This is a genomic window from Streptomyces lacrimifluminis, assembly GCF_014646095.1.
GTDB classification, from domain to species: domain Bacteria; phylum Actinomycetota; class Actinomycetes; order Streptomycetales; family Streptomycetaceae; genus Streptomyces; species Streptomyces lacrimifluminis.
Genome location: NZ_BMMU01000008.1, coordinates 257,782 through 278,273 on the forward strand (window position 1 = coordinate 257,782; position 20,492 = coordinate 278,273).

At 68.4% G+C, this 20,492-nt stretch carries 18 protein-coding genes, 1 tRNA gene and 1 pseudogene; 6 read left to right on the forward strand and 14 right to left on the reverse strand.

Features of this window, described 5'->3' with window-relative positions:
- Positions 1-137: 137 nt before the first annotated feature.
- The 5 genes and pseudogenes from IEY89_RS15370 to IEY89_RS15390 all read right to left on the reverse strand — a co-directional run.
- A pseudogene (locus IEY89_RS15370) lies at positions 138-576 on the reverse strand (GNAT family N-acetyltransferase); the annotation flags it as partial.
- An 83-nt stretch (positions 577-659) separates the two neighbouring features.
- Positions 660-732: transfer RNA gene (locus IEY89_RS15375), tRNA-His, on the reverse strand.
- A gap of 140 nt (positions 733-872) precedes the next feature.
- The gene (gene orn, locus IEY89_RS15380; RefSeq protein ID WP_189147928.1) at positions 873-1,478 is read right to left on the reverse strand and encodes an oligoribonuclease; all 606 of its coding nucleotides are present in this window, start codon (positions 1,476-1,478) and stop codon (positions 873-875) included.
- A 217-nt stretch (positions 1,479-1,695) separates the two neighbouring features.
- Positions 1,696-2,973 carry a helix-turn-helix domain-containing protein gene (locus tag IEY89_RS15385; protein WP_189147929.1) on the reverse strand — a complete coding sequence of 426 codons (1,278 nt, stop codon included), beginning with the start codon at positions 2,971-2,973 and terminating at the stop codon, positions 1,696-1,698.
- Between the two features lie 377 nt (positions 2,974-3,350).
- The gene (locus tag IEY89_RS15390; RefSeq protein ID WP_189147930.1) at positions 3,351-3,671 is read right to left on the reverse strand and encodes a hypothetical protein; all 321 of its coding nucleotides are present in this window, start codon (positions 3,669-3,671) and stop codon (positions 3,351-3,353) included.
- Positions 3,672-4,017: 346 nt separating this feature from the next.
- Between IEY89_RS15390 and IEY89_RS15395 the strand changes: the two genes are divergently transcribed.
- Entirely contained in the window at positions 4,018-4,545 is a 528-nt protein-coding gene (locus IEY89_RS15395; RefSeq protein WP_189147931.1) for a universal stress protein, read from the forward strand.
- A gap of 182 nt (positions 4,546-4,727) precedes the next feature.
- Positions 4,728-5,297: an acetate uptake transporter gene (locus tag IEY89_RS15400; RefSeq protein ID WP_189147932.1), complete on the forward strand. Its 570-nt coding sequence runs from the start codon at positions 4,728-4,730 to the stop codon at positions 5,295-5,297.
- Between the two features lie 180 nt (positions 5,298-5,477).
- Here the strand turns inward: IEY89_RS15400 and glmS are convergent, their stop codons facing one another.
- Entirely contained in the window at positions 5,478-7,295 is a 1,818-nt protein-coding gene (gene glmS / locus IEY89_RS15405) for a glutamine--fructose-6-phosphate transaminase (isomerizing) (protein ID WP_189147933.1), read from the reverse strand.
- 17 nt (positions 7,296-7,312) lie between these two features.
- Positions 7,313-7,570 carry a hypothetical protein gene (locus IEY89_RS15410; RefSeq protein WP_055523052.1) on the reverse strand — a complete coding sequence of 86 codons (258 nt, stop codon included), beginning with the start codon at positions 7,568-7,570 and terminating at the stop codon, positions 7,313-7,315.
- Between the two features lie 164 nt (positions 7,571-7,734).
- Here IEY89_RS15410 and IEY89_RS15415 point away from each other — a divergent pair, with 164 nt between their 5' ends.
- The gene (locus tag IEY89_RS15415) at positions 7,735-9,342 is read left to right on the forward strand and encodes a purple acid phosphatase family protein (RefSeq protein ID WP_189147934.1); all 1,608 of its coding nucleotides are present in this window, start codon (positions 7,735-7,737) and stop codon (positions 9,340-9,342) included.
- Positions 9,343-9,440: 98 nt separating this feature from the next.
- On the opposite strand, the gene IEY89_RS15420 is transcribed toward IEY89_RS15415, so the two are convergent.
- The 7 genes from IEY89_RS15420 to IEY89_RS15450 all read right to left on the reverse strand — a co-directional run bounded on the left by IEY89_RS15420 (position 9,441) and on the right by IEY89_RS15450 (position 18,071).
- On the reverse strand, positions 9,441-10,337 hold the full coding sequence (locus IEY89_RS15420) for a DUF4429 domain-containing protein (protein WP_189147935.1): 897 nt from the start codon (positions 10,335-10,337) through the stop codon (positions 9,441-9,443).
- 386 nt (positions 10,338-10,723) lie between these two features.
- Complete coding sequence (locus tag IEY89_RS15425; RefSeq protein WP_189147936.1) at positions 10,724-12,505, reverse strand: IucA/IucC family protein; 1,782 nt, start codon at positions 12,503-12,505, stop codon at positions 10,724-10,726.
- Positions 12,502-13,053 carry a GNAT family N-acetyltransferase gene (locus IEY89_RS15430; RefSeq protein ID WP_189147937.1) on the reverse strand — a complete coding sequence of 184 codons (552 nt, stop codon included), beginning with the start codon at positions 13,051-13,053 and terminating at the stop codon, positions 12,502-12,504. Before IEY89_RS15430 ends, IEY89_RS15425 begins: the two co-directional genes overlap by 4 nt.
- Positions 13,050-14,372 (reverse strand): lysine N(6)-hydroxylase/L-ornithine N(5)-oxygenase family protein, encoded by a 1,323-nt coding sequence (locus tag IEY89_RS15435; RefSeq protein WP_189147938.1) that lies wholly within the window; start codon positions 14,370-14,372, stop codon positions 13,050-13,052. The genes IEY89_RS15430 and IEY89_RS15435 overlap by 4 nt, the downstream gene beginning before the upstream one ends.
- 10 nt (positions 14,373-14,382) lie before the next feature.
- Complete coding sequence (gene desA, locus IEY89_RS15440) at positions 14,383-15,846, reverse strand: lysine decarboxylase DesA (protein WP_189147939.1); 1,464 nt, start codon at positions 15,844-15,846, stop codon at positions 14,383-14,385.
- Positions 15,847-15,988: 142 nt separating this feature from the next.
- On the reverse strand, positions 15,989-16,873 hold the full coding sequence (locus tag IEY89_RS15445; protein WP_189147940.1) for a siderophore-interacting protein: 885 nt from the start codon (positions 16,871-16,873) through the stop codon (positions 15,989-15,991).
- 139 nt (positions 16,874-17,012) lie between these two features.
- Entirely contained in the window at positions 17,013-18,071 is a 1,059-nt protein-coding gene (locus IEY89_RS15450; RefSeq protein WP_189147941.1) for an ABC transporter substrate-binding protein, read from the reverse strand.
- Between the two features lie 456 nt (positions 18,072-18,527).
- Between IEY89_RS15450 and IEY89_RS15455 the strand changes: the two genes are divergently transcribed.
- The 3 genes from IEY89_RS15455 to IEY89_RS15465 are packed head-to-tail and all read left to right on the forward strand — an operon-like array spanning position 18,528 to position 20,465.
- A complete protein-coding gene (locus IEY89_RS15455; RefSeq protein WP_189147942.1) occupies positions 18,528-18,881 on the forward strand; it encodes an SCO4225 family membrane protein in 354 nt (117 codons plus the stop codon).
- 22 nt (positions 18,882-18,903) lie between these two features.
- On the forward strand, positions 18,904-19,290 hold the full coding sequence (locus IEY89_RS15460; protein WP_189147943.1) for a SpvB/TcaC N-terminal domain-containing protein: 387 nt from the start codon (positions 18,904-18,906) through the stop codon (positions 19,288-19,290).
- Positions 19,291-19,337: 47 nt separating this feature from the next.
- Positions 19,338-20,465 carry an RHS repeat-associated core domain-containing protein gene (locus tag IEY89_RS15465; RefSeq protein WP_189147944.1) on the forward strand — a complete coding sequence of 376 codons (1,128 nt, stop codon included), beginning with the start codon at positions 19,338-19,340 and terminating at the stop codon, positions 20,463-20,465.
- Positions 20,466-20,492: the final 27 nt, after the last annotated feature.

The following is a 20,492-nucleotide window of genomic DNA, read 5'->3' on the forward strand; positions in this document are numbered from 1 at the left end:
GACCGGGCAGTTGGCGGTCGTGGGCCGGGCGGCCCGGGAGGGGCCGGGGGAACGGTGCGCGGGGGTGCGGGAGTTGGTGGGGCCTGGCGGGCGGTCAGCGGGGCGTAGGCGGGGGTTCGGGCAGGGACAGCCACCAGCTTCACCTCCCCCTCCTGCTCCTCCTCCGTCGGGGACAGGCCGGCCGCCGCGGCAACCGCCGCCGACGCCCGGTGCTCCGGGTGGATGTGCGCGACGACCGTACGGACGCCCGATCGCCGCCCCAGCCAGTCGACCAGCTCCCGTATCGCCTCAGCGGCGAGCCGGCGGCCCTGCCAGGGCGTGCCCACCACCCGGGCGATCTCCGCGAGACCCCGGTCGTCGGCGACCGTGGCCTGGACGGTGCCCGCCAGGCGGCCGTCCGCGCGCAGCCGCAGTGCCCGGTTGAGCCAGGTCACGGACGGGTCCGGGCAGCTTGGCGACGAGCCGTTCGTAGCGGGCGCGCAGGGCGTCGGGGGTGTTGGGTCCGCCGCCGATGTACGTGTGCAGGGCGGGGTCCCGGAGCACCGCCGCCATCTCCTCGGAGTGCTCCGCGGCCAGGGATGTGTTCCCGTACTGTTCCCGTGATTTCGGGCAAGAAGAAGGCCCGACCTGTTTTCGCAGGTCGGGCCTTGATCATTCAGGGTGAGTGACGGGACTTGAACCCGCGGCATCCTGGACCACAACCAGGTGCTCTACCAGCTGAGCTACACCCACCATGACCGGCTTGGGAAGTCCGAGTGGTCTTCCTGACCGGCCGAGAAAAAGTGTACAGGGTCCGAAGGGGTGCTCGCGCCCGGCTTTTCCCGAGGCCGCTGCAAGGGCTTTCCCCGGCTGCCGTACGGCTGTCGTACGGGCTACTGCGCCGCAGGCAGGACGTGCTTCGCCGCGATCGTGCGGGCCGTGTCCGAGTCCGGGCCGGGCTGCGGTACGAAGATCGCCTCGCGGTAGTAGCGCAGCTCGGCGATCGACTCGCGGATGTCGGCGAGGGCGCGGTGGTTGCCGTTCTTGTCCGGGCTGTTGAAGTACGCCCTCGGGAACCAGCGCCGGGCCAGCTCCTTCACCGAACTGACGTCCACGATCCGGTAGTGGAGGTACGCCTCCAGGGTGCTCATGTCGCGGAGCAGGAAGCCACGGTCCGTACCGACCGTGTTGCCGCACAGCGGGGCCTTGCCCGGTTCCTTGACGTGCTCGCGCACATACGCCAGGACCTGCGCCTCGGCGTCGGCCAGCGTCGTACCGCCGGCCAGTTCGTCGAGGAGGCCGGACGAGGTGTGCATCTGCCGCACCACCTCCGGCATGGTCTCCAGCGCCGAGTCGGGCGGACGGATGACGATGTCCACCCCCTCGCCGAGTACGTTCAGCTCGGAGTCGGTGACCAGTGCGGCCACTTCGATGAGCGCGTCGTCGGACAACGAGAGACCGGTCATCTCGCAGTCGATCCACACCATGCGATCGTTCATGCGTCTCACCTTACGGGCAGGTGGCGCGGGGCGAACCAGTGGTGCGATGTGGTTGTGGTGGAGGGCAGGCACCCGGCGCTGGTGTGGGCCCCGCTGAGGGCTCCACCCCCAGACCCCGGTCGCGCTGAACGCGCTCGTCCTCAATCGCCGGACGGGCTGGGTGTGAGCGTTGGACGGGCCGGGTGGCGTACCCCCCGGCCCGTCCAACGCTCAAAACCTACGCACCGCTCCGCTGCCCGGGCAGACTCGCGCGGCTTCCGACGTACGGATCCCGCGCGTGCTCCGCCGACAGGCCGACCGAGTTCGCCGTCCGCCGGGACTGGATCGGGACCGGGCTCTCCGGGTGCGGGGCGCGGTCGTGGCCGCCCTGGCCGTGGTGCCCGTGACCCTGGCCCGCCGTGGTCGGCGTACCCATGCCGCCGGGGCCACCCTGCGCCCCGGTCATGCCGCCGTCCGGCTCCGGCATCCGCTCACTCTGCGGCCTGCGCGCCCGGTACGCCGCGCGGTACGCGGCCGGGGACGAGCCCAACTGGCGGCGGAAGTGGCCGCGCAGAGCCACCGGGGAGCGGAAGCCGCAGCGGCCCGCGACCTCGTCCACCGAGTAGTCCGACGTCTCCAGGAGACGCTGGGCCTGCAGGACGCGCTGCGTGATCAGCCACTGGAGCGGCGCGCTTCCCGTGAGCGAGCGGAAGCGGCGGTCGAACGTACGACGGGACATGTACGCGCGCGCCGCCAGCGTCTCCACGTCGAACTGCTCGTGGAGGTGCTCCAGCGCCCAGGCGACGACCTCGGCGAGCGGGTCGGCGCCGATCTCCTCTGGTAAAGACCGATCGAGGTAGCGCTCCTGGCCGCCCGATCGGCGCGGCGGGACCACCAGTCGGCGGGCCAGCGCACCGGCCGCCTCGTTGCCGTGGTCCGTCCGCACGATGTGCAGGCACAGGTCGATGCCCGCCGCCGTGCCCGCGGATGTCAGTACGTCGCCGTCGTCCACGAAGAGTTCCCGTGGGTCGACGTGCACCGACGGATATCGCTTCGCCAGTGTCGGTGCGTACATCCAGTGTGTTGTGGCCGGACGGCCGTCCAGCAGGCCCGCCGCCGCGAGGACGAACGCGCCTGTGCACAGGCCAACGATCCGCGCACCCTCTTCATGGGCCCGACGCAGTGCGTCGAGCGCCTCTTCCGGTGGCGGCGCGGTGATCGAACGCCAGGCCGGCACGACGACAGTGCCTGCCCGTGCGATCGCTTCCAGGCCGTTCGGCGCGGTCAGTTCCAGCCCGCCGGTGGTCCGCAGCGGGCCCTCTTCGCCGCCGCACACCAACAGTCGGTAGCGCGGCACTCCGGCGTCCTGGCGGTCGATCCCGAACACCGAAAGTGGTATGGAACTCTCGAAGATGGGGCCGCCGCTGAACAGCAGCACCGCGACGATCTCCTTGCGGCGTCGCCCGGAAAGTTTCCGGGCCGCGGCTTCCGGCGCGGCAGTGGAGTCGTGGCTCATACTGCTAAGCCCCCCTCGGTGGTCGCGGCTCCTCGGTTGTGTCGCTCCTGCACGTTTCCCCTCGGTCCTGCACGAGTCCCCCGCCGTAGACAGTCAAGATCGAATCTACTGTGTCCCATGATGCCGAGGTGACCAGTTGGTCACTCGACAGATTGTCGACTTGGCAACTTGGCGTAAAGCATTCGATCACGAAGCGTTGCACTCGTGGGGCGTGCAGGGAAGTGCGCCTCGTCGCGGTGGCCAATCCGCGTAGGGTGCGCGGGCCCGGCGGGACCCTTTCGGTGCAGGTGGAACAGGGGTTTGGGGGTTGTTCGGTCAAGGGGTGCACGGTAGCCGGAAGTTGGCTGAAAAGCATCGGGCGCGTGCGCTAAAACAGGTCAGTCGACCGGTGTAGTTCCGCCGGAGTGCCGACCGCCCCTGTGGGTGCCGGAATGGGTGCCGGAAGCGGTGCCGGAATGGGTCCTGCCGTGCCGTCCCCGCGGTGGAACGCCCTCCTCGGCCGACAGACGGGCCGCGCCGCGCTCGGACTGCCGCAGCAGCACCCGGCACACCCCGGTCACGGCCGCCAGCCCCAGTGCCGTACCGGCCGCGCCGCCGAGCGAGGTGCCGTAGAGGACCAGCACCACGGGGACCAGAACGCAGCTGAAGGCCGCCCAGCGGACGAGGTCGCTCGCGGAGTCCTGGGTGGGTGAGGTCATGGCCGCTCCCTGTGACGACGGGTCGCGGGGTTCAACGCGTGTTCGAGCGGTCGGTCACTGGCCAGGATGTCCGGAAGATGTGCGCGTACGTGATCGACGTGGGCGAGATGCGGGCGAACCCTGGGGAAACAGCCTGTACGTGGCAGCAACCATTGCGTTACGGGCACCCCCTCGTGCATGCTCCCTGGAACCCGTCCGGAGCACGTGCGGGCTATGGGCGACGGAGGAGTGCCGCCGTACCCTTGGGGGTATGGGGTTGGGAAGATGATTCCCGGACACAGCTCCGCCGCACATTGTCGTCCCCATCACGTTGTCCCACCACGAGGATCAAAACGCCGAGAATCCCATGGCCGGTCACGAATTCCTGGAACCCGCAGACCGCAAGCGCCCCGTCGCCGATCACGCGGCGGCCGAGCCCTTGGCGGCGGAAGAACCACGTCAGTCCTGCGACCCCGCGTTCAAGCACGGTGTCGTCGTCGGTTTCGACGGCTCGACGTCGAGTGAGCGCGCCCTCGCGTACGCCATCGGCATGGCCCACCGCTCCGGTTCGGGCCTGATCATCGTGCATGTCGCCAACCGGCTGCCCACCACGGTGTGGGCCGGCTGTGAGCCCCCCGTCTTCGTCGACGTGCCGGACCACAGAACCGAGGTTCTCGGGCTCGAACTCGCGTGCGCGGAATATCTGGCCGAGGTGCCCTGGATCCTCGTCGAGCGCGGCGGCGACATCTGCCACGAACTCGAAGAGGTGGGGCGGGAGTACGAGGCCGACGCGATCGTCGTCGGCTCGACCCACGGCCTCGTCGGGCGCATCTTCGGGTCGGTGGCCGGGCGGCTCGCGAAGCGCGCCCAGCGTCCGGTCGTCGTCATTCCGTAGCTCCTCCGGCAACTCCCCCTTCTCCTGTGCGAGATGAGTGGTGGGTGTCGCCGAACTCCCTTGTGGCACGCCTTTTTGCTTTGGGTGAACCTACTTGCGCGTAGAGGTGTTTGTGCGCTTGTGAAGGGCATATATCGGTCACCGCACAAGCTGTACGGGCACACGCACGAAGGGAGCCCGCCGTGGACAATGACGTCTCCGCGGGAAGCACCACCACGATCCTCGGCCATCTCGCGCTCGGACTCACCCTGTTGGCCTTCGGCCTCGGGCACACCGAGGTGATCGACGGCGTGACGGCCGCGAGCGCGGTCCCACTCGCCACCTACGTCGGCGGCCTCGCCCTCTTCATCGCCGGGCTGCTCGCCTTCCGCGACCGGGACACGTTCACCGGTACGGCCTTCGCCGCACTCGGCGCGTTCTGGTTCACCTGGGGCGTCGGAGCCGACACCCAGGTCTCCGCCAACGCGGCGGGCCTGTTCCTGCTGCTGTTCGCCCTCGTCGCGCTCAGTCTGACGCTGGGGGCGTCCGCGGCGGATCCGCTCACGCGGGGTGCGTACGGGCTGTTGTTCGTGGCGATGCTGCTGCTCGCCATCGCGCAGTTCGGGGACTCCGGGGGGCTTGCCAAGGTCGGTGGCTGGTTCGCCGCGGTGGGCGGCCTGGCCGCCTGGTATGCCGCGACGGCGGCCCTGGCGCACTGGCCTACGGCCATGCCACGACGTGCTGCCGGCCGGGGCGTGACGGCCACCGGTTAGCTGCGCAGGCTGGGGGTTGGGCGACCCCCGGCGATATGACGATCCCCCCGTGGCTGGTGGCAACACGGGGGGATCGTTCTGTTCGTTGGCCTCCGCGGGTACGTGGGGGGTGCTCGCGCCCACGCGGCGGAGCCGCAAATTGATGCAGCCCCGCGCCCCTGAAAGCCACCAGCGGGCGTCCTACTCCACCGTGACCGACTTGGCGAGGTTCCGGGGCTTGTCGATGTCCCGTCCGAGTGCCAATGCCGTGTGGTAGGCGAGGAGTTGGAGGGGGATGCCCATCAGGATCGGGTCCAGTTCGTCCTCGTTCTTCGGGACGACGATCGTCTCGTCGGCCTTCTCCTGTTCCTGGTGGGCCACCGCGAGGATGCGACCGCTGCGGGCCTTGATCTCCTCCAGGGCGGCGCGGTTCTTCTCCAGGAGGTCGTCGTTCGGGACGATCGCGACCGTGGGCAGCGCGGGCTCGATGAGGGCCAGCGGGCCGTGCTTCAACTCCGAGGCGGGGTAGGCCTCGGCGTGGATGTACGAGACCTCCTTGAGCTTCAGGGAGGCCTCGCGGGCCACCGGGTAGCCCCGGACGCGGCCGATGAAGAGCATCGAGCGGGCTTCGGCGTACTGCTCGGCCAGCTTCCTGATCTCCTCCTCCTGCTCCAGGATCTCGGAGATCTGCCCGGGCAGCCTGCGCAGCCCCGCGATGATCCGCTTGCCGTCACGGACCGACAGGTCCCGGGTGCGGCCCAGGTGCAGGGCGAGGAGCGCGAAGGCGACGGTGGTGTTGGTGAAGCACTTGGTGGAGACGACGCAGACCTCGGGGCCCGCGTGCACGTACATGCCGCCGTCCGCCTCGCGGGCGATCGCCGAACCGACCACGTTGACGATGCCCAGCACCCGCGCGCCCTTGCGCTTCAGCTCCTGTACGGCGGCCAGCACGTCGTACGTCTCGCCGGACTGCGAGACGGCCACGTACAGCGTGTCGGGGTCGACGACCGCGTTGCGGTAGCGGAACTCGGAGGCCGGCTCGGCGTCGGCCGGGATGCGGGCCAGCTCCTCGATCATCTGGGCGCCGATCATGCCCGCGTGGTACGAGGTGCCGCAGCCGAGGATCTTCACGCGCCGCACGGCACGCGCCTCGCGGGCGTCCAGGTTGAGGCCGCCGAGGTGGACCGTGGAGAAGCGGTCGTCGATCCGGCCGCGCAGGACACGGTCCACGGCCTCGGGCTGCTCGTGGATCTCCTTGTGCATGTACGTGTCGTGGCCGCCCATGTCGTACGAGGCCGCCTCCCACTCCACGGTGGTGGGCTCCGCGGTCGTGCGGGTGCCCTCCGTGGTGTACGTGCGGAAGTCGTCGGCCTTGAGCGTGGCCATCTCGCCGTCGTCCAGCGTCACTATCTGCCGCGTGTGGGTGACCAGCGCGGCGATGTCCGAGGCGACGAACATCTCCTTCTCACCGATGCCCAGGACGACCGGGGAGCCGTTGCGGGCCGCCACGATCCGGTCGGGGAAGTCGGCGTGCATGACCGCGATGCCGTACGTGCCCTCGATCAGGCGCAGCGACTGGCGGACCTTCTCCTCCAGGGTCTCCGCCTGGGAGCGGGCGATGAGGTGGGTGAGGACCTCGGTGTCCGTCTCGGAGAGGAACTCGACGCCGTCGGCTTCGAGCTTCTTGCGCAGCTCGGAGGCGTTGTCGATGATCCCGTTGTGGACGACGGCGACCTTGTTGTCGGCCGACATGTGCGGGTGCGCGTTGTGGTCGGAGGGGGCGCCGTGCGTGGCCCAGCGGGTGTGGGCGATGCCGGTGGTACCGGCGAAGCGCTTGGGGACCTTGGCCTCCAGGTCCCGGACCCGGCCCTTGGCCTTGACCATCTTCAGGCCCGCCGCCTTCGGCGAGGTCACGACGATGCCCGCCGAGTCGTAGCCGCGGTACTCCAGGCGCTGCAGGCCTTCGAGGAGCAGTGGCGCCACGTCACGCCTGCCGATGTATCCGACGATTCCGCACATATACAGGTACCTGGTCCCTAGCCGTAGACGATGCGGCGCAACTGCCGGAGGGTGAGCTCCGGTGGTGCGACCGCGCGGTATTTCAGATCCGCCTCGATCCGGTCGAAGATCGTCGCGTTCACCAGTCCCTGACCCTGGAGTTCGCGATGGCGGCGACGGACATAATCCTCGGTTGTCTCGTCGAAGTAGGCGAGAACGTCCTGAATCACCCGCAGCGCCTCGCCCCGGGCAAGGGGTGTGGTACGCGTCAGATGATCAACGAGTTCGTCGTGCACCCGACGATCCTGAGGTAAAGCGCTGGCAATCGCAAGAATCCTGCCCGATATCGGGCAACGGTCTGTTGAAACTCTTATGGGACCCTGTTCGGGGCCTGTTCACCCTGTGTCCTGCGTGACGATGGCTGCCCAGAGCACCTTTTTCAGCCATGGACACTCCTCGCATGGGCGTACCCGAGCAGCTCGCAGAGCGCATGAGCATGGCCGAGCAGCACGAGTACCTTCGCGCCAAGTTCTCGCGGCGCACGATGATCAGAAGCGGTGCCGTCACCGTCGGTGCCGTCGCGGGCGGTGCGTTCGTGCCGGGCGCAGCCCAGGCCGCGACGCGGACCTCCGTACCGACGCGGACGTACTCGCAGGCCGCGAACGTCGACGGCGCGCTCGTCGCGCCCTTCGGCCGTCACCTCGCCTGGGGCAACGACCCCCGCACGGAGATCACCGTCTCCTGGCAGGTCCCGGTCGCGGTGAAGAAGCCCTTCATCCGCGTCGGCGCCCACCCCTGGGACCTCTCCCGCAAGATCGAGGCCGAGGTCCGGACGCTGTACACCCCGGCGGGTGTCGGCGCCAGCGGCGACCACACCCAGTACTACCTGCACGCCAAGCTCACCCACCTGCGTCCCGGCAGGACGTACTACTACGGCGTCGGCCACGCCGGCTTCGACCCGGCCGAGGCACACCTGCTGGGCACGCTCGGCACCTTCACCACCGCCCCCGACCTCCCCCACTCTCGGCTTCGCTCGAGCGGGGGGACCCCCATGAAGCCGTTCACCTTCACGGCCTTCGGCGACGAGGGCGTCAGCTACCACGCGCTCGCCAACAACAGCCTCCTCCTCGGCCAGAACCCGGCCTTCCACCTGCACGCCGGTGACATCGCGTACGGCGACCCGACCGGACAGGGCAAGACCTCCGACACCGGCTTCGACTCCCGGGTGTGGGACCAGTTCCTCGCGCAGACCGAGTCGGTCGCCAAGTCCGTCCCGTGGATGCCGGCCTACGGCAACCACGACATGGAGGCCTGGTACTCGCCCAACGGCTACGGCGGCGAGGAGGCCCGCTGGAACCTGCCCGACAACGGCCCGGACCGGAAGAACCTTCCCGGCGTCTACTCCTTCGTCTACGGCAACACGGCGGTCATCTCGCTGGACGCCAACGACATCTCCTTCGAGATCCCGGCCAACCTCGGGATCTCCGGCGGCACCCAGACCAAGTGGCTGGAGGCGCAGCTGAAGAGGTTCCGCGCTTCCAAGGACGTCGACTTCGTCGTGGTCTTCTTCCACCACTGCGCCTACTGCACCTCCACCGCGCACGCCTCGGAGGGGGGCGTACGCCAGGAGTGGGTGCCGCTGTTCGAGAAGTACACGGTCGACCTGGTCATCAACGGCCACAACCACCAGTACGAGCGCACCGACGTCATCAAGGGCGGCGCGGTCACCAAGAAGCTCCCGATCGGCGGCACTTCGTACCCCGAGACCGAGGGCGTCGTCTATGTGACGGCGGGCGCGGCCGGCCGCAGCCTGTACGCGTTCACCGCCCCGCTGTCCTACGAGGGACACGAGAACGAGGTCGAATCGGTCGCCTCCTTCATCAACACCAAGGAGGGCAAGGTCGACGAGACGGTCACCTGGTCGCGCGTGCGCTACCTCGACTACTCCTTCCTGCGCGTCGACGTCACCCCCGCCGCCAGGGGCCGCCTCGCCACGCTGACGGTGCGCGGTATCGCGGAGACGGGCGAGGAGGTCGACCGCTTCACGGTCGCGCGCCGCGTACGCTGAGCGTGCCCGTATGCCCCGAAGGCAGGGCGTACGAGTGAGTGACGAGTGACACCAACAGGCGGTTCTCCGGCGGGAGTCGCGGGTTCTCACCCGCATCTCTACATGCGCTTGAGGACCGCCTGTTTGGCGAGTGCGAACTCGTCGTCCGTGAGGACGCCGGTCTGGTGCAACTCGCCGAGTTCGCGGAGCCGGCGGAGCTGGGCGTCGTGGTCGTGTTCGACGAAGGGCGGTGCGTTGTCGGCCGGAGGCCCGGTGATCTCCTTCTGTCGCTGCGGGGGTACGTCCGTCACGGGCGCCGCCGGATGCGGCAGGCGGGCCTGGACGGCCGCCGCCACCAACGCCATCAGCGGGTCCTTCTTGAATCCCCACAGCTCGACGGAGTTGGGGTCGTACTTCGGCGGGGTCTTGGTCGGCGCGTGCCGCACACCGAAGCGCAGGTAGCCGTTCTCCAGGCCCACCGCCGGATGCCACTCCACGGCCGCGATGTCGCCGACGGCCAGGGAACGGGGGCCGGCGGCGGACTTCGCGTCCTCCGTCTTCCAGTTCCACTCCAGCCGGATGTGCTCACCGTCGAAGGTCACGGTGCCGTCCCCGGCCGACACGGACAGCGGTACGGCGGGCCCGGGCAGCAGATACCGGTCCACCGCACCGGACGGCACCTCGTCCAGCAGCAGCGCGTTGCGGACCTCGTCCACGAGGTACTCGGCGACGCCGTACCGGTCCGACTCGACGTTCAGCTGATACGGGTCGTTGGGTTCCGCCAGCTTGCCGCCGGTCGCCTGGAGCAGCGGGTCGGCGCCGTCGCGCAGCCGGAGCCTGAGGCGCCCCGACTTTCTGCCCTGCTCGAAGGAGACACCGGCCAACGCGTGGAGGGGGACGGTGAGTTCGCCCAGTTCCTTGCGGAGCAGGCTGACGTTCTTGTCACGCCCCGGGGTGAGCCGGAGGGCGTCACCGTCGAAGACCCACGTGCCGTCCTTCTGGATGATTTCCGCCATGAGGAGATTCTGGCACCGGGCCGTCACAACCCCAGCGCGTTCGCGGCCTTGTCGTCGAAGGCGAACCGAACGGCCTTGTCGGCCAGGGTCGTTGTGCGCATCCAGAGCTTGCCGGAGCGCACCTCGAGGTGACCTCCGGGTTGTCCTGGCAGACGAGGACGACGAGGACGAAGGAGCCGCCGGCCTCGGCCCTCTGCAGGAACACCTGGTCCTCCGGGTAGGGCGCGGAGCACCCTGCTCGTGGGCGCACGCCGTTGAGGGCGACTGCCCCCTTTTGCCAGCCGGAGGACCCGCCACTCCTGCGCGTGTCCGCCGTGACAGGCCGCCAGGACCGGATCGGCGGCGGGCTCCCCGAGGACCGTACTCGGGGAGCCCGTCTGCCTTGATCAGAACCCTGTGACGGGATTTTTCAGGGTGCCGATCAGCTGGAGGGCGCCTGCCGGATCCGCCAGATCCACCATCTGTTTGTTGTTGCGCAGCTGAAGCCGGTTGAGGCAGGACAGGGCGAACTCGGGGGCGAACATGTCGTACTGGCGGAATTTGTCGGCCAGTTGGGGGTTCGCCTTTTGGTAGGCGCGGGTGACCTCGGCGACCGTCCGCCAGAAGTCGTCCTCTTCCAGGACGCCTTCGGTGGCGAGGTTCGCGGCCAGGAAACGGAAGAAGCAGTCGAAGACGTCCGTGAAGACGGACAGGAGCTTCTTGTCCTCCGGTACGTCCACGCGCAGTCGCTCGACCGTCGGCGGCAGTACCGCGTCCGGGTCCAGGACGGCGATCTCCTCGGCGATGTCCTTGTAGATCGCGCGCTGGACCATGCCGTCCCTGAGGACGAGGATGACGTTCTCGCCGTGCGGCATGTAGACCAGGTCGTAGGCGTAGAAGCTGTGCAGGAGCGGGGTGAAGTAGGCGTTCAGATAGCCGCGCAGCCACTCCTTCGGGGGCAGGCCCGACTGCTCGACGAGCGCCGCCGCGAAGGAGCGGCCCTCGTGGTCGACGTGCACCAGGGAGGCCATGGTCGCGAGGGACTCCCCTTCGCCCAGGGACGACACCGGGCTCTCGCGCCAGAGAGCGGCCAGCATCTTGCGGTACGGGGAGTAGCGGTCGGTGGCGGCCTCGTACTCCAGGTGGCGGTAGCCGACCGCCGCGCGCTCGCGGATGATCGACAGGCCGGTCGACTTCAACACCGGGTCGTTGTCGATGAGTTGGGCGAGCCAGTCGTTGATGGCCGGCGTCGCCTCCATGTAGGCGGCCGAAAGCCCGCGCATGAAGCCCATGTTGAGGACCGACAGTGCCGTCTTGACGTAGTGCTTCTCGGGGTCGGTCCGGTTGAAGAAGGTCCGGATGGACTGCTGGGCGAGGTACTCGTCGTCACCCTCCCCCAGGCAGACCAGGTGCTGCTGCGCGATCTCGGCGGCGAAGGTGACGGTGAGCTTGTTCCACCACTGCCAGGGGTGAACCGGGATGAAGAGGTACTCGGTGGGGTCGAGGCCCTGGTCGGACAGTTTCGTACGGAAGCGGACGACCGTCTCCTGCCCCAACTCCGCGCGCAGGAAGGCCTCGTACTCGATACCGACGCCTGCCGTGAACGCGGCGCGCGAGCGGTGCGCGGCCAGCCACACCAGCCGGACCGGGCTCGCGGTCTCGGGCGCGTACGAGAGGTACTCGTGCACGCCGAACCCGAGCCGCCCGTTGTTGGCGACGAAGCAGGGGTGGCCCTCGGTCATCCCCGTCTCGATCGCCTGGAACCCGCTGTGGATGAGCTCGGTGACGGGGATCTGCGGCTTGGTGAGCTTGTAGCAGGTCCCGGCGAGGGTGGAGGAGATCTCCTCCAGGTATATGGGCAGGACCTCGTCGCTCAGGCCGAGCGATTTTTTCAGCTCGATGAAGAAGTCGAGGGCGGAGAGCGGGAGTTCGGCCCCGTCCCGGTGCCGGGTGATCGAGTCGGCGTCGACCTGCCAGTGGTCGAGGGCGTGGCGGGTGGCGGTGAAGCGGTAGCGGGTCAGGCCGTCGTCGCCGAGTACGACGTAGCCGGCTGCTTCGGATCCGGGCTCGGGTTCGGGGGTGATCAGCCGTTCGTGCGCGAACTCGGCGAGGGCTTTGCGGATCAGGAGGCGGTTGGCCTGTTCCCAGCGTTCGGGGGAGAGGTGGGCAGTGGCGTCGGCGAGGCTCATACGGACATCGCCCTCTCGAACTGCTCGCGGGTGCAGAAACTCAGCAACGCCTTCTTCTCCGGCTTCTGTATCTCTCGCTCGGGCACGAACCCGACGGCTTCGTTCAGTGCGTGTACGGCCGTGTTGCCGACGTCCGGCTCGACGACGACGCGGGCGGTGCGCGGGTCCTCGAAGAGGTGGGTCATCACGGCCGTGATGACGGACCTGGTGAACCCGGACACGGGTGTGTCGGTGGCCGGCACCAGGAAGTGCATGCCGACGTCGCCGGGCCGCGGCTCGTACAGGCCGACCAACTCGCGGTGCACCGGGTCGTACCGCTCCATCAGGAAGACGGGCTCGCCGTCGTGGAGGCCGAGCAGGGCCTCCTGGTGCTCGTCGGCGGCGACCTCCATGTAGGCACGCTCGACGTCTTCGAGGCGGGCGTCCTGCATCATCCAGTAGGCCGCCTTGGGGTGCGTGAGCCATTCGTGCAGCAGCTCGGCGTCCTGCAGGGGGTCGAGCGGCCGGAAGGTGAAGGTCGTGGCGGTCATGGCGGTTGGGGAGGTCATACGGCGAACTCCTGGAAGGCGATGGTCTTCTCGACCGGGTAGTACTCGCTGCCGAGCAGCTCGCCGATGATGAAACTGTTGCGGTACGCGCCCATGCCCAGGTCGGGCGAGGTGATCGAGTGGGTGTGGACACCGGAGTTCTGCAGGAAGACCCCGCGTCCGGTCGTGTCGATCGCGTAGTTGCGGGCGATGTCGAAGTTGCCCTGGGTGTCGTAGCGCAGCCGGTCGCGGACGGGCCTCAGGAACTCCGGCTCGGCGTACTTGTAGCCGGTGGCGAGGATCAGGCCCTGGGTGTCCAGGGTGTACTCCTTCTCCTGCTCCTCCTGGCGCAGCCCGAGCGTGTACGTCGCGCTCCCGCTCTCGTAAGTCACCTTGTGCAGCGCGGAGTTGGTGAGCAGCCGGGTGGGGACCGGACCGCCGAGGTTCTTCCGGTAGAGCAGGTCGAAGATCTCGTTGATCAGTTCGCCGTCGATGCCCTTGAACAGGCCCTTCTGCTCCTGCGTGAGGCGGTAGCGGGTCCGCTCGGGCAGCGCGCGGAAGTAGTCGATGTACTCCGGGGAGGTCATCTCCAGCGTCAGCTTGGTGTACTCGAGCGGGAAGAAACGCGGCGAGCGCGTCACCCAGTTGAGCCGGTAGCCGTGGACGTCGATCTCGCTGAGGAGGTCGTAGTAGATCTCGGCGGCGGACTGACCGCTGCCGACGAGCGTGATCGACTCCTTGCCCTGCAACTCCCGCTTGTGCCGCATGTACTGGGAGTTGTGGATGAAGTCGCCGTCCAGGTCCGCGCACGCGTCCGGGATGTACGGGGGAGTACCGGTGCCGAGGACGAGCTTGCGCGCCCGGTAGAGGTCACCGGCGACCGTGCGGACGATGTACAGGTCATCCTCGTCCTCGTAGGTCACCTCTGCGACCGTGGTGTTGAAGCGGACGCTGCGCAGTTTGTTGGCGGCCCAGCGGCAGTAGTCGTCGTACTCGACGCGCAGCGGGTAGAAGTTCTCGCGGATGTAGAACGAGTACAGACGGCCCGATTCCTTCAGGTAGTTGAGGAAGGAGTACGGGGAGGTCGGGTCGGCGAGGGTGACGAGGTCCGACATGAAGGGCGTCTGGAGATGGGCGCCGTCGAGGAACATCCCCGAGTGCCACTCGAAGTCGGGCTTCGACTCCAGGAAGACGCCGTCGAGTTCGTCGATCGGCTCGGTGAGGCAGGCGAGGCCGAGGTTGAAGGGGCCGAGACCGATCCCGATGAAGTCGTAGGTCTTGTTCACTGCTTCGGTCCTGTCCACTGCTCCGGTGCTGTTCACTGCTTCGGTTCTGTTCATGGCTTCGGCTTCAGGAAGCGACGGAAGTGGCGGAAGCGACGCGGTCGGCGGACTCTCCCAGGTACTGCTCGGCATGGCCGGCGATCAGGTCGAGTACGGCGGTGATGTCGTCCGTCGTGGTCTCGGGGTTGAGCAGGGTGAACTTGAGGTAGTGGCGTCCGCCGACCTTCGTCCCCGCGACCACGGCCGCCCCGGAGGCGAACAGGGCTTTGCGCGCGTACAGGTTGGCTCGGTCGATCTCCGCCGGGTCGGTGACGGCGGCGGGGATGTAGCGGAAGACGAGGGTGGAGAGGGAAGGCTCGACGACGACGTCGTAGCGCGGGTCGGCGGCGAGCAGCTCCCAGCCCTCCTGGGCCAGGTCGCAGACCTCGTCGAAGAGCCCGCCGATGCCGTCGGCGCCCATCACGCGCAGGGTCATCCACAGCTTGAGCGCGTCGAAACGGCGGGTCGTCTGAAGGGACTTGTCGACCTGGTTGGGGATGCGCTCCAGCACCATGCGGCGCGGGTTGAGGTACTCCGCGTGATAGGTCGCGTGGCGGAGCGTGGCCGCGTCCCGGACCAGCAGGGCACTCGAACTCACCGGCTGGAAGAAGGACTTGTGGTAGTCGACGGTGACCGAGTCGGCGCGTTCGATGCCGGTGAGGAGGTCGCGGCGCTTGACCGAGACGAGCAGTCCGCAGCCGTAGGCGGCGTCGACGTGCAGCCAAGTGCCGTACTGGGCACAGAGTTCGGCGATCTCGGGCAGTGGGTCGATGGAGCCGAAGTCGGTGGTGCCGGCGGTGGCGACGACGGCCATGGGAACCAGGCCGTCGCGCTCGCAGCGCTCCAACTCGTGGGCGAGGGCCACGGTCTGCATCCGCTTGTCGTGGTCGACGGGGATGGAGACGACCGAGTCGGGGCTCAGCCCGAGGAGCTTCGCGGACTTCCTCACGCTGAAGTGGCTGACCTCGGACGCGAAGATACGCAGTTCGGCGGCGGACTCGCTCTTGGCCTCCTCGCGGGCCAGCAGCAGCGCCTGGAGGTTGGACTGGCTGCCGCCGCTGGTGAAGATGCCGTCGGCGGCGGGGCCGAGGCCGATGCGCTCGTTGGTCCAGTCGATCAGTTTCCGCTCGATGAGGGTGCCGCCGGCCGACTGGTCCCAGGTGTCGAGGGAGGAGTTGACGGCGGAGAGGATCGCCTCGCCGAGCACCGCGGGTATGACGACCGGGCAGTTGAGGTGGGCGAGGTAGCGCGGGTGGTGGAAGTAGATCGCGTCGCGCAAATAGACCTCTTCGAGCTCGTCGAGGGCGGCGGCCTCGTCGAGGAGGGGCCGGTCCAGGTCGATCCGGTCGATGCGGGGGGCGAGGGCGTCGACCGTGACGCCGGTGAACGGACGGTCCGTGGTGGCGAGTTTCGCGGCCACCCGCTCGACTCCTTCGGTCACGGAGCGGCGGTACCGCTCCGCCGTCGTGTCATTGAGCAGGTGCGAGCGCATCGGGGGAGCCTCCGAGGGGACAGAGAGGGCAGGTGCTTGTTCGCCATGTCGAACGGGCTGAACTTAGGTTAGCCTAACCTAAGTTTCTGTGGGTCACTCCTGCCCCCACCCGTCACAGGCTGTGATCCATGCCTCTGTGCCGTTATTCGGACTGTTCGCGGAGCTGCTCCTCGCTGAGTCCGCGCCGCCAGTAACCGACGAAGGTGACGGCCCGACGGTCGATCCCGCGCTCCCGTACGAGATGCCGGCGCAACTCCTTCACCGCGGACGACTCGCCCGCGATCCAGGCGTACGGCCGCTCGGCGCCGGGGAGTTGGGCGCCTCGGATGCTCTCCAGGGCCGTGGGCGCGCCGGCGGCCGTGTCTGTGGTCGTACCTGCGCCGCGCACGAGCCATGTGATCTCGGCGTCGGCCGAGGTCGCCAGATCCTGGATGTCCCCGGCGTGCCCGGCCTCCAGCCAGACCTGGGCCCGGGTGCCGGCGGGGAGCTGTCCGAGGATCGCGGAGGCGGCCGGTACGGCGGTCTCGTCGGCCCAGATGACGACGAGGTCGGTGCCGGTCGGCGGGCGGAAGCGGATCGCGCGGTTGTCCGCGATCGCCGGTCCGAGCAGGAGGACGCGGTCACCGGCGCCGGCGCGGGAGGCCCACAGGGAGGCCGGACCGGCGGGGGCGGCGGCACCCGGCTCGACGCCGTGCAGGACGAAGTCGATGTCGATCTCCGTCGTGCGGCCGTGGGCGTCGGCGCGCAGCGCGCGGAGTGTGTACGAGCGCATCACCGCCCGTACGTCGTCCGGGAGTTCACGCCATCCCTGCCACCATCCGTCACCCAGCTCGACGGGCACGGCGGGGGCGCCCTGCCCCGGGTGCGGCAGGAAGAGGGAGAGGCTCTGGTCGTACCCGTCGGAGAGGAAGGCCGACAGATCGTCCCCGGCGAAGGTGACACGCACGAGGGAGGGCCCGAGCCGGACGGTGCGAACGACATGGAGGGCGAAGAACCGGAAGGGGGCGGTGACGGCGGCGGTCGTCATGCGAACTCCTGATGCAAATTGTCAGGGGACGCGATGACGCGCCCCGAAAGGGGCGCGGGGAACTGCGCGACCAGCCAAGGCGGGCCCGCAGTTCCCCACGACCAAGCACACTCACGGCGCAGATTCTGGGCGCCCGGCGTTAGCCGACCTTCTTCGCGCTCTCGATCGCCTCCGCGAGGCTCGTGAGAAGCGGCGTGCACTTGTCGTACGACAGGATCGGCTCGGGATTACGTGCGATCACCTGACCCGCCTTCACCGCGGGCAGCTGCTTCCAGGTCGCCTCGGTGATGTCGGCGGGCTGGATCGCCGACGTACGGTTGTCCATCATGATGACGTCGGCCTTGTACTTGTCGACGTTCTCCCAGCTCAGGTTCTCGTACCAGCCGCCGCTCGCCTTCAGGGCATCGGCGGACGGCTCGACGAAGTTCACGCCGAGGGCCTTGAAGTACTCCAGGTCGACGGAGAGGTTGGAGCCGGAGACGTAGAAGATGTCCTGGCTCGCGGAACCGACCAGCACCTTGATGTTCGGCTTGGCCTTGGTGGCCGCGCGCAGTCGGGCGGCGGCGTCCTCGAAGGCCTTCTTCGCGGCGGTCACCTTGGCGGAGGCGGTGTCCGCGCCGAGGGACTTGGCCAGCTCCAGCATGCGCTGCAGCGGCTGGTCCAGCTGGATGTCGAACACGGAGATACCGACGGTCGGGGCGCCGACGGCGAGGATCTTCTCCTTGGACTCCTCCGGGACGTACCAGAGGGTGCCCGCGCTGTCGAACATCGTGGTGACGAGGAGGTCCGGGGCGAGGGCCGCGTACTTCTCGATGTTGAACTGGCCCCACTCGTTGCCGAGGACGGTCACCTTGGTGACGTCCAGGTCGCCGGCCTGGACGTCGGCCTTGCCGTCCTTGGTCGTGGTCGGGCCGAAGACGCCCTTGACCTCGACGCCGTAGTCGTAGAGCGCGGCGGCGACACCGGTGAAGGCGACGATGGCGGAGGGCACCTTGTCGGCCTTGGCGGTCTGGCCGCGGTCGTCCTTGAACGTCCAGGGCCCGGCGGGAGCGGCGGCGGCCTTCGACGCGTCCGCGTCCGAGCCACCGCTTTTCGCGTCGTCGTCCCCACAGGCGGCGAGGACGGCCCCGAGGCCGAGGGCGCCGCCTGCGGCGAGCATGCCGCGGCGGGAGAGGTGGATGGCACGGGCGTTGGACATGAGATGGCTGCTTTCGAACGGGGCGGTTCGGCCCGCCGGACAATTCGAAGGTTAGGTTAGCCTAACTTTTCTTGGTGTCCAGAGGGTGGGGCGGGGGAGTGAGGTGAAAGGGTTGATGCGTGCCGTTCTCTGTGAGTGCCCTGTGAATCAAAGGTGGACTGCTTGATCGGGTGACTATTCATGCGCGATGGCGACACCTTCGCCGCAAAGGCGAAGGGAGTCGCGAGCGGCTTGGCGGCGAGGTTGATGCCCGACCGCAAGGCACGACGGGGCTGGGGCGAGGCTTCTGGGGTCCGGCGGGCGCGTGCTGGGCTGTCGCCGAAGCGGCTGAGGTTCAACTCGGGGCCGAAGCAGCCTAGTTACGGATAAGTAGGTGTACTCATGCCAGGACAGCGGTGCGCGGGCCATGGTTGAGGCATCGCGCAGCACGACGCGGCGCACTCACCGGAGGACACGATGAACGGCAACCGCCGCCCCCGCACCCTGCTCACCCTGGCCACGGACAACTGGCTTTCCCGGGGCTACCTGGCCGTGGTCGTCGCCGCGACGGGCTTCTTCCTCATCGACACCTTCTTCGTCTCCCACGCCGACGCCTCCATGTCGGGCGTGGTGCCGTGGCTGCTGACCGCTCCCCTGAGCTTCCTCTACACGCTTCTCCCCGAGAGCACGTTGAACGGCACGGGCGGCGGAGTGTTCCTGGCCCTCTACCTCGTGGGCATCGCTGCGGCGGCTCTGGCCAACGCGACGTTCATGGGGTACGCGCTGCGGAAGATCCGGCCGGCTTCGGGGGGTGCGGCTGCTGGGGTGTGAGCTCGGAAACGGGACGCGGTGGTTGGGAAAGGGTCTCTCGGGGCCCTTTCTGTACGTCTTCGGCCAGCACAAGCTCCCCGGCGCGGCCACCAGCGACCTCACCAACTCTGTGTGGACGGTGCCGGTATACGGCAACGACTCCGGCGAGCCCGGCTACGACAAGGGCTCTGCCTTCGCCGACCGCTCGCTCACCCAGGCCTGGCGTTGGAACCTGGACTACGTCGTGGACGTCCACGACAACGCCATGACGTACTGGTACACGCCCGAGACCAACTACTACGCCAAGAACGGTGCATCCACAGCTACGGCCAAGTACGTCCGCGGCGGCTATCTCACCGAGATCCGTTACGGCCAGAACAAGGACACGCTGTCACCGACGACACACACGCCTACACGCTCCAGCAACTGAACTACGCCTACGACGCCGCAGGCAATGTCACGTCCATCTCGGACCCGATGACCCTCGGTGGCACCAGCGCGGCGGACAACCAGTGCTTCACCTACGACGGCCACCGCCGCCTGACCGAGGCCTGGACCCCGTCGACGGCGGACTGCGCCACCGCCGGCCGTACGACGGCCAACCTGGGCGGCGCCGCTCCGTACTGGACGTCGTACACGTACAAGGACTCGGGCCTGCGCGCGAACGAGACCGCCAAGACCAGCAGCGCGACGACGAACAGGACGTACTGCTACGACAGCACAAAGGTCCACCGCCTCCTCGCTACCACCGCTGCCAGTACCTGCACGGGTGTCACTGCGGCCTACGCCTACGACGCGACGGGCAACACCACGACCCGACCGGACGGCACAGCGAGCCAGACGCTGACCTGGTCGGCGGAGGGCAAGCTCGACACCCTCAAGGAGGGCACCAGCACCACCGGCTACGTCTACGACGCAGACGGCAACCTGCTGATCCGCCGCAACGCGGCCGGTGAGTCGGTCCTGTACCTGGGTGCCACGGAGGTGCGCCTGGACACCTCCACGTCGACGGCGAAGTTCTGGGCCCAGCGCTACTACACGGGCGCTGGTGCCACGATCGCCCTGCGCAGCAACAAGTCGGGCACGGACAAGCTGAGTTGGCTGGCTGCGGATCATCACGGTACGAGCGGTCTCGCGATCGACAACGCGACTCAGGTGGTCACGAAGCGCTCCAGCACGCCGTTCGGTGCCGACCGCGGCCAACCGGCGTACGGCCCCTGGCCCGACGACAAGGGGTTCCTCGGCGCTTCGGCGGACTCCGCTTCGGGGTTGACGCATGTGGGGGCGCGTGAGTACGACCCGTCAACAGGTCGTTTCATCAGCGTGGACCCGGTGCTCATCCCGGACCAGCACCAGTCGCTCAACGGCTACACCTACGCGGGCAATAACCCTGTCACTTTTAGCGATCCCACGGGTCTGTGGCTCGATGACGGCACGGGTCACAACGAGCCGGGCCGCGGCGGAGGCCAGAGTCCCACCCCCGGTGTCCCCAGCGGCACAGTCGGTGCCGACGGCTGCTACTACACCTGCGGTGGGGGCGGGGGCACGGCAAGTACCAACAGCAGTGGAACAGTGAGCTTCTTCAGCGTTGCCGCTCCAGGGTGAGGACGGCTTTGGCGATTGACGTCATGC

Coding starts and splice junctions, on each gene's coding strand:
- IEY89_RS15465 (WP_189147944.1), top strand. CDS start 19,338: ATGACCCTCGGTGGCACCAGCGCGGCGGACAACCAGTGCTTCACCTAC.
- orn (WP_189147928.1), bottom strand. CDS start 1,478: ATGAACGATCGCATGGTGTGGATCGACTGCGAGATGACCGGTCTCTCG.
- IEY89_RS15430 (WP_189147937.1), bottom strand. CDS start 13,053: ATGACCTCCCCAACCGCCATGACCGCCACGACCTTCACCTTCCGGCCG.
- glmS (WP_189147933.1), bottom strand. CDS start 7,295: ATGTGCGGAATCGTCGGATACATCGGCAGGCGTGACGTGGCGCCACTG.
- IEY89_RS15420 (WP_189147935.1), bottom strand. CDS start 10,337: ATGGCGGAAATCATCCAGAAGGACGGCACGTGGGTCTTCGACGGTGAC.
- IEY89_RS15385 (WP_189147929.1), bottom strand. CDS start 2,973: ATGAGCCACGACTCCACTGCCGCGCCGGAAGCCGCGGCCCGGAAACTT.
- IEY89_RS15415 (WP_189147934.1), top strand. CDS start 7,735: ATGGGCGTACCCGAGCAGCTCGCAGAGCGCATGAGCATGGCCGAGCAG.
- IEY89_RS15395 (WP_189147931.1), top strand. CDS start 4,018: ATGGCCGGTCACGAATTCCTGGAACCCGCAGACCGCAAGCGCCCCGTC.
- IEY89_RS15435 (WP_189147938.1), bottom strand. CDS start 14,372: ATGAACAGAACCGAAGCAGTGAACAGCACCGGAGCAGTGGACAGGACC.
- IEY89_RS15450 (WP_189147941.1), bottom strand. CDS start 18,071: ATGTCCAACGCCCGTGCCATCCACCTCTCCCGCCGCGGCATGCTCGCC.
- IEY89_RS15425 (WP_189147936.1), bottom strand. CDS start 12,505: ATGAGCCTCGCCGACGCCACTGCCCACCTCTCCCCCGAACGCTGGGAA.
- IEY89_RS15390 (WP_189147930.1), bottom strand. CDS start 3,671: ATGACCTCACCCACCCAGGACTCCGCGAGCGACCTCGTCCGCTGGGCG.
- desA (WP_189147939.1), bottom strand. CDS start 15,846: ATGCGCTCGCACCTGCTCAATGACACGACGGCGGAGCGGTACCGCCGC.
- IEY89_RS15455 (WP_189147942.1), top strand. CDS start 18,528: ATGAACGGCAACCGCCGCCCCCGCACCCTGCTCACCCTGGCCACGGAC.
- IEY89_RS15445 (WP_189147940.1), bottom strand. CDS start 16,873: ATGACGACCGCCGCCGTCACCGCCCCCTTCCGGTTCTTCGCCCTCCAT.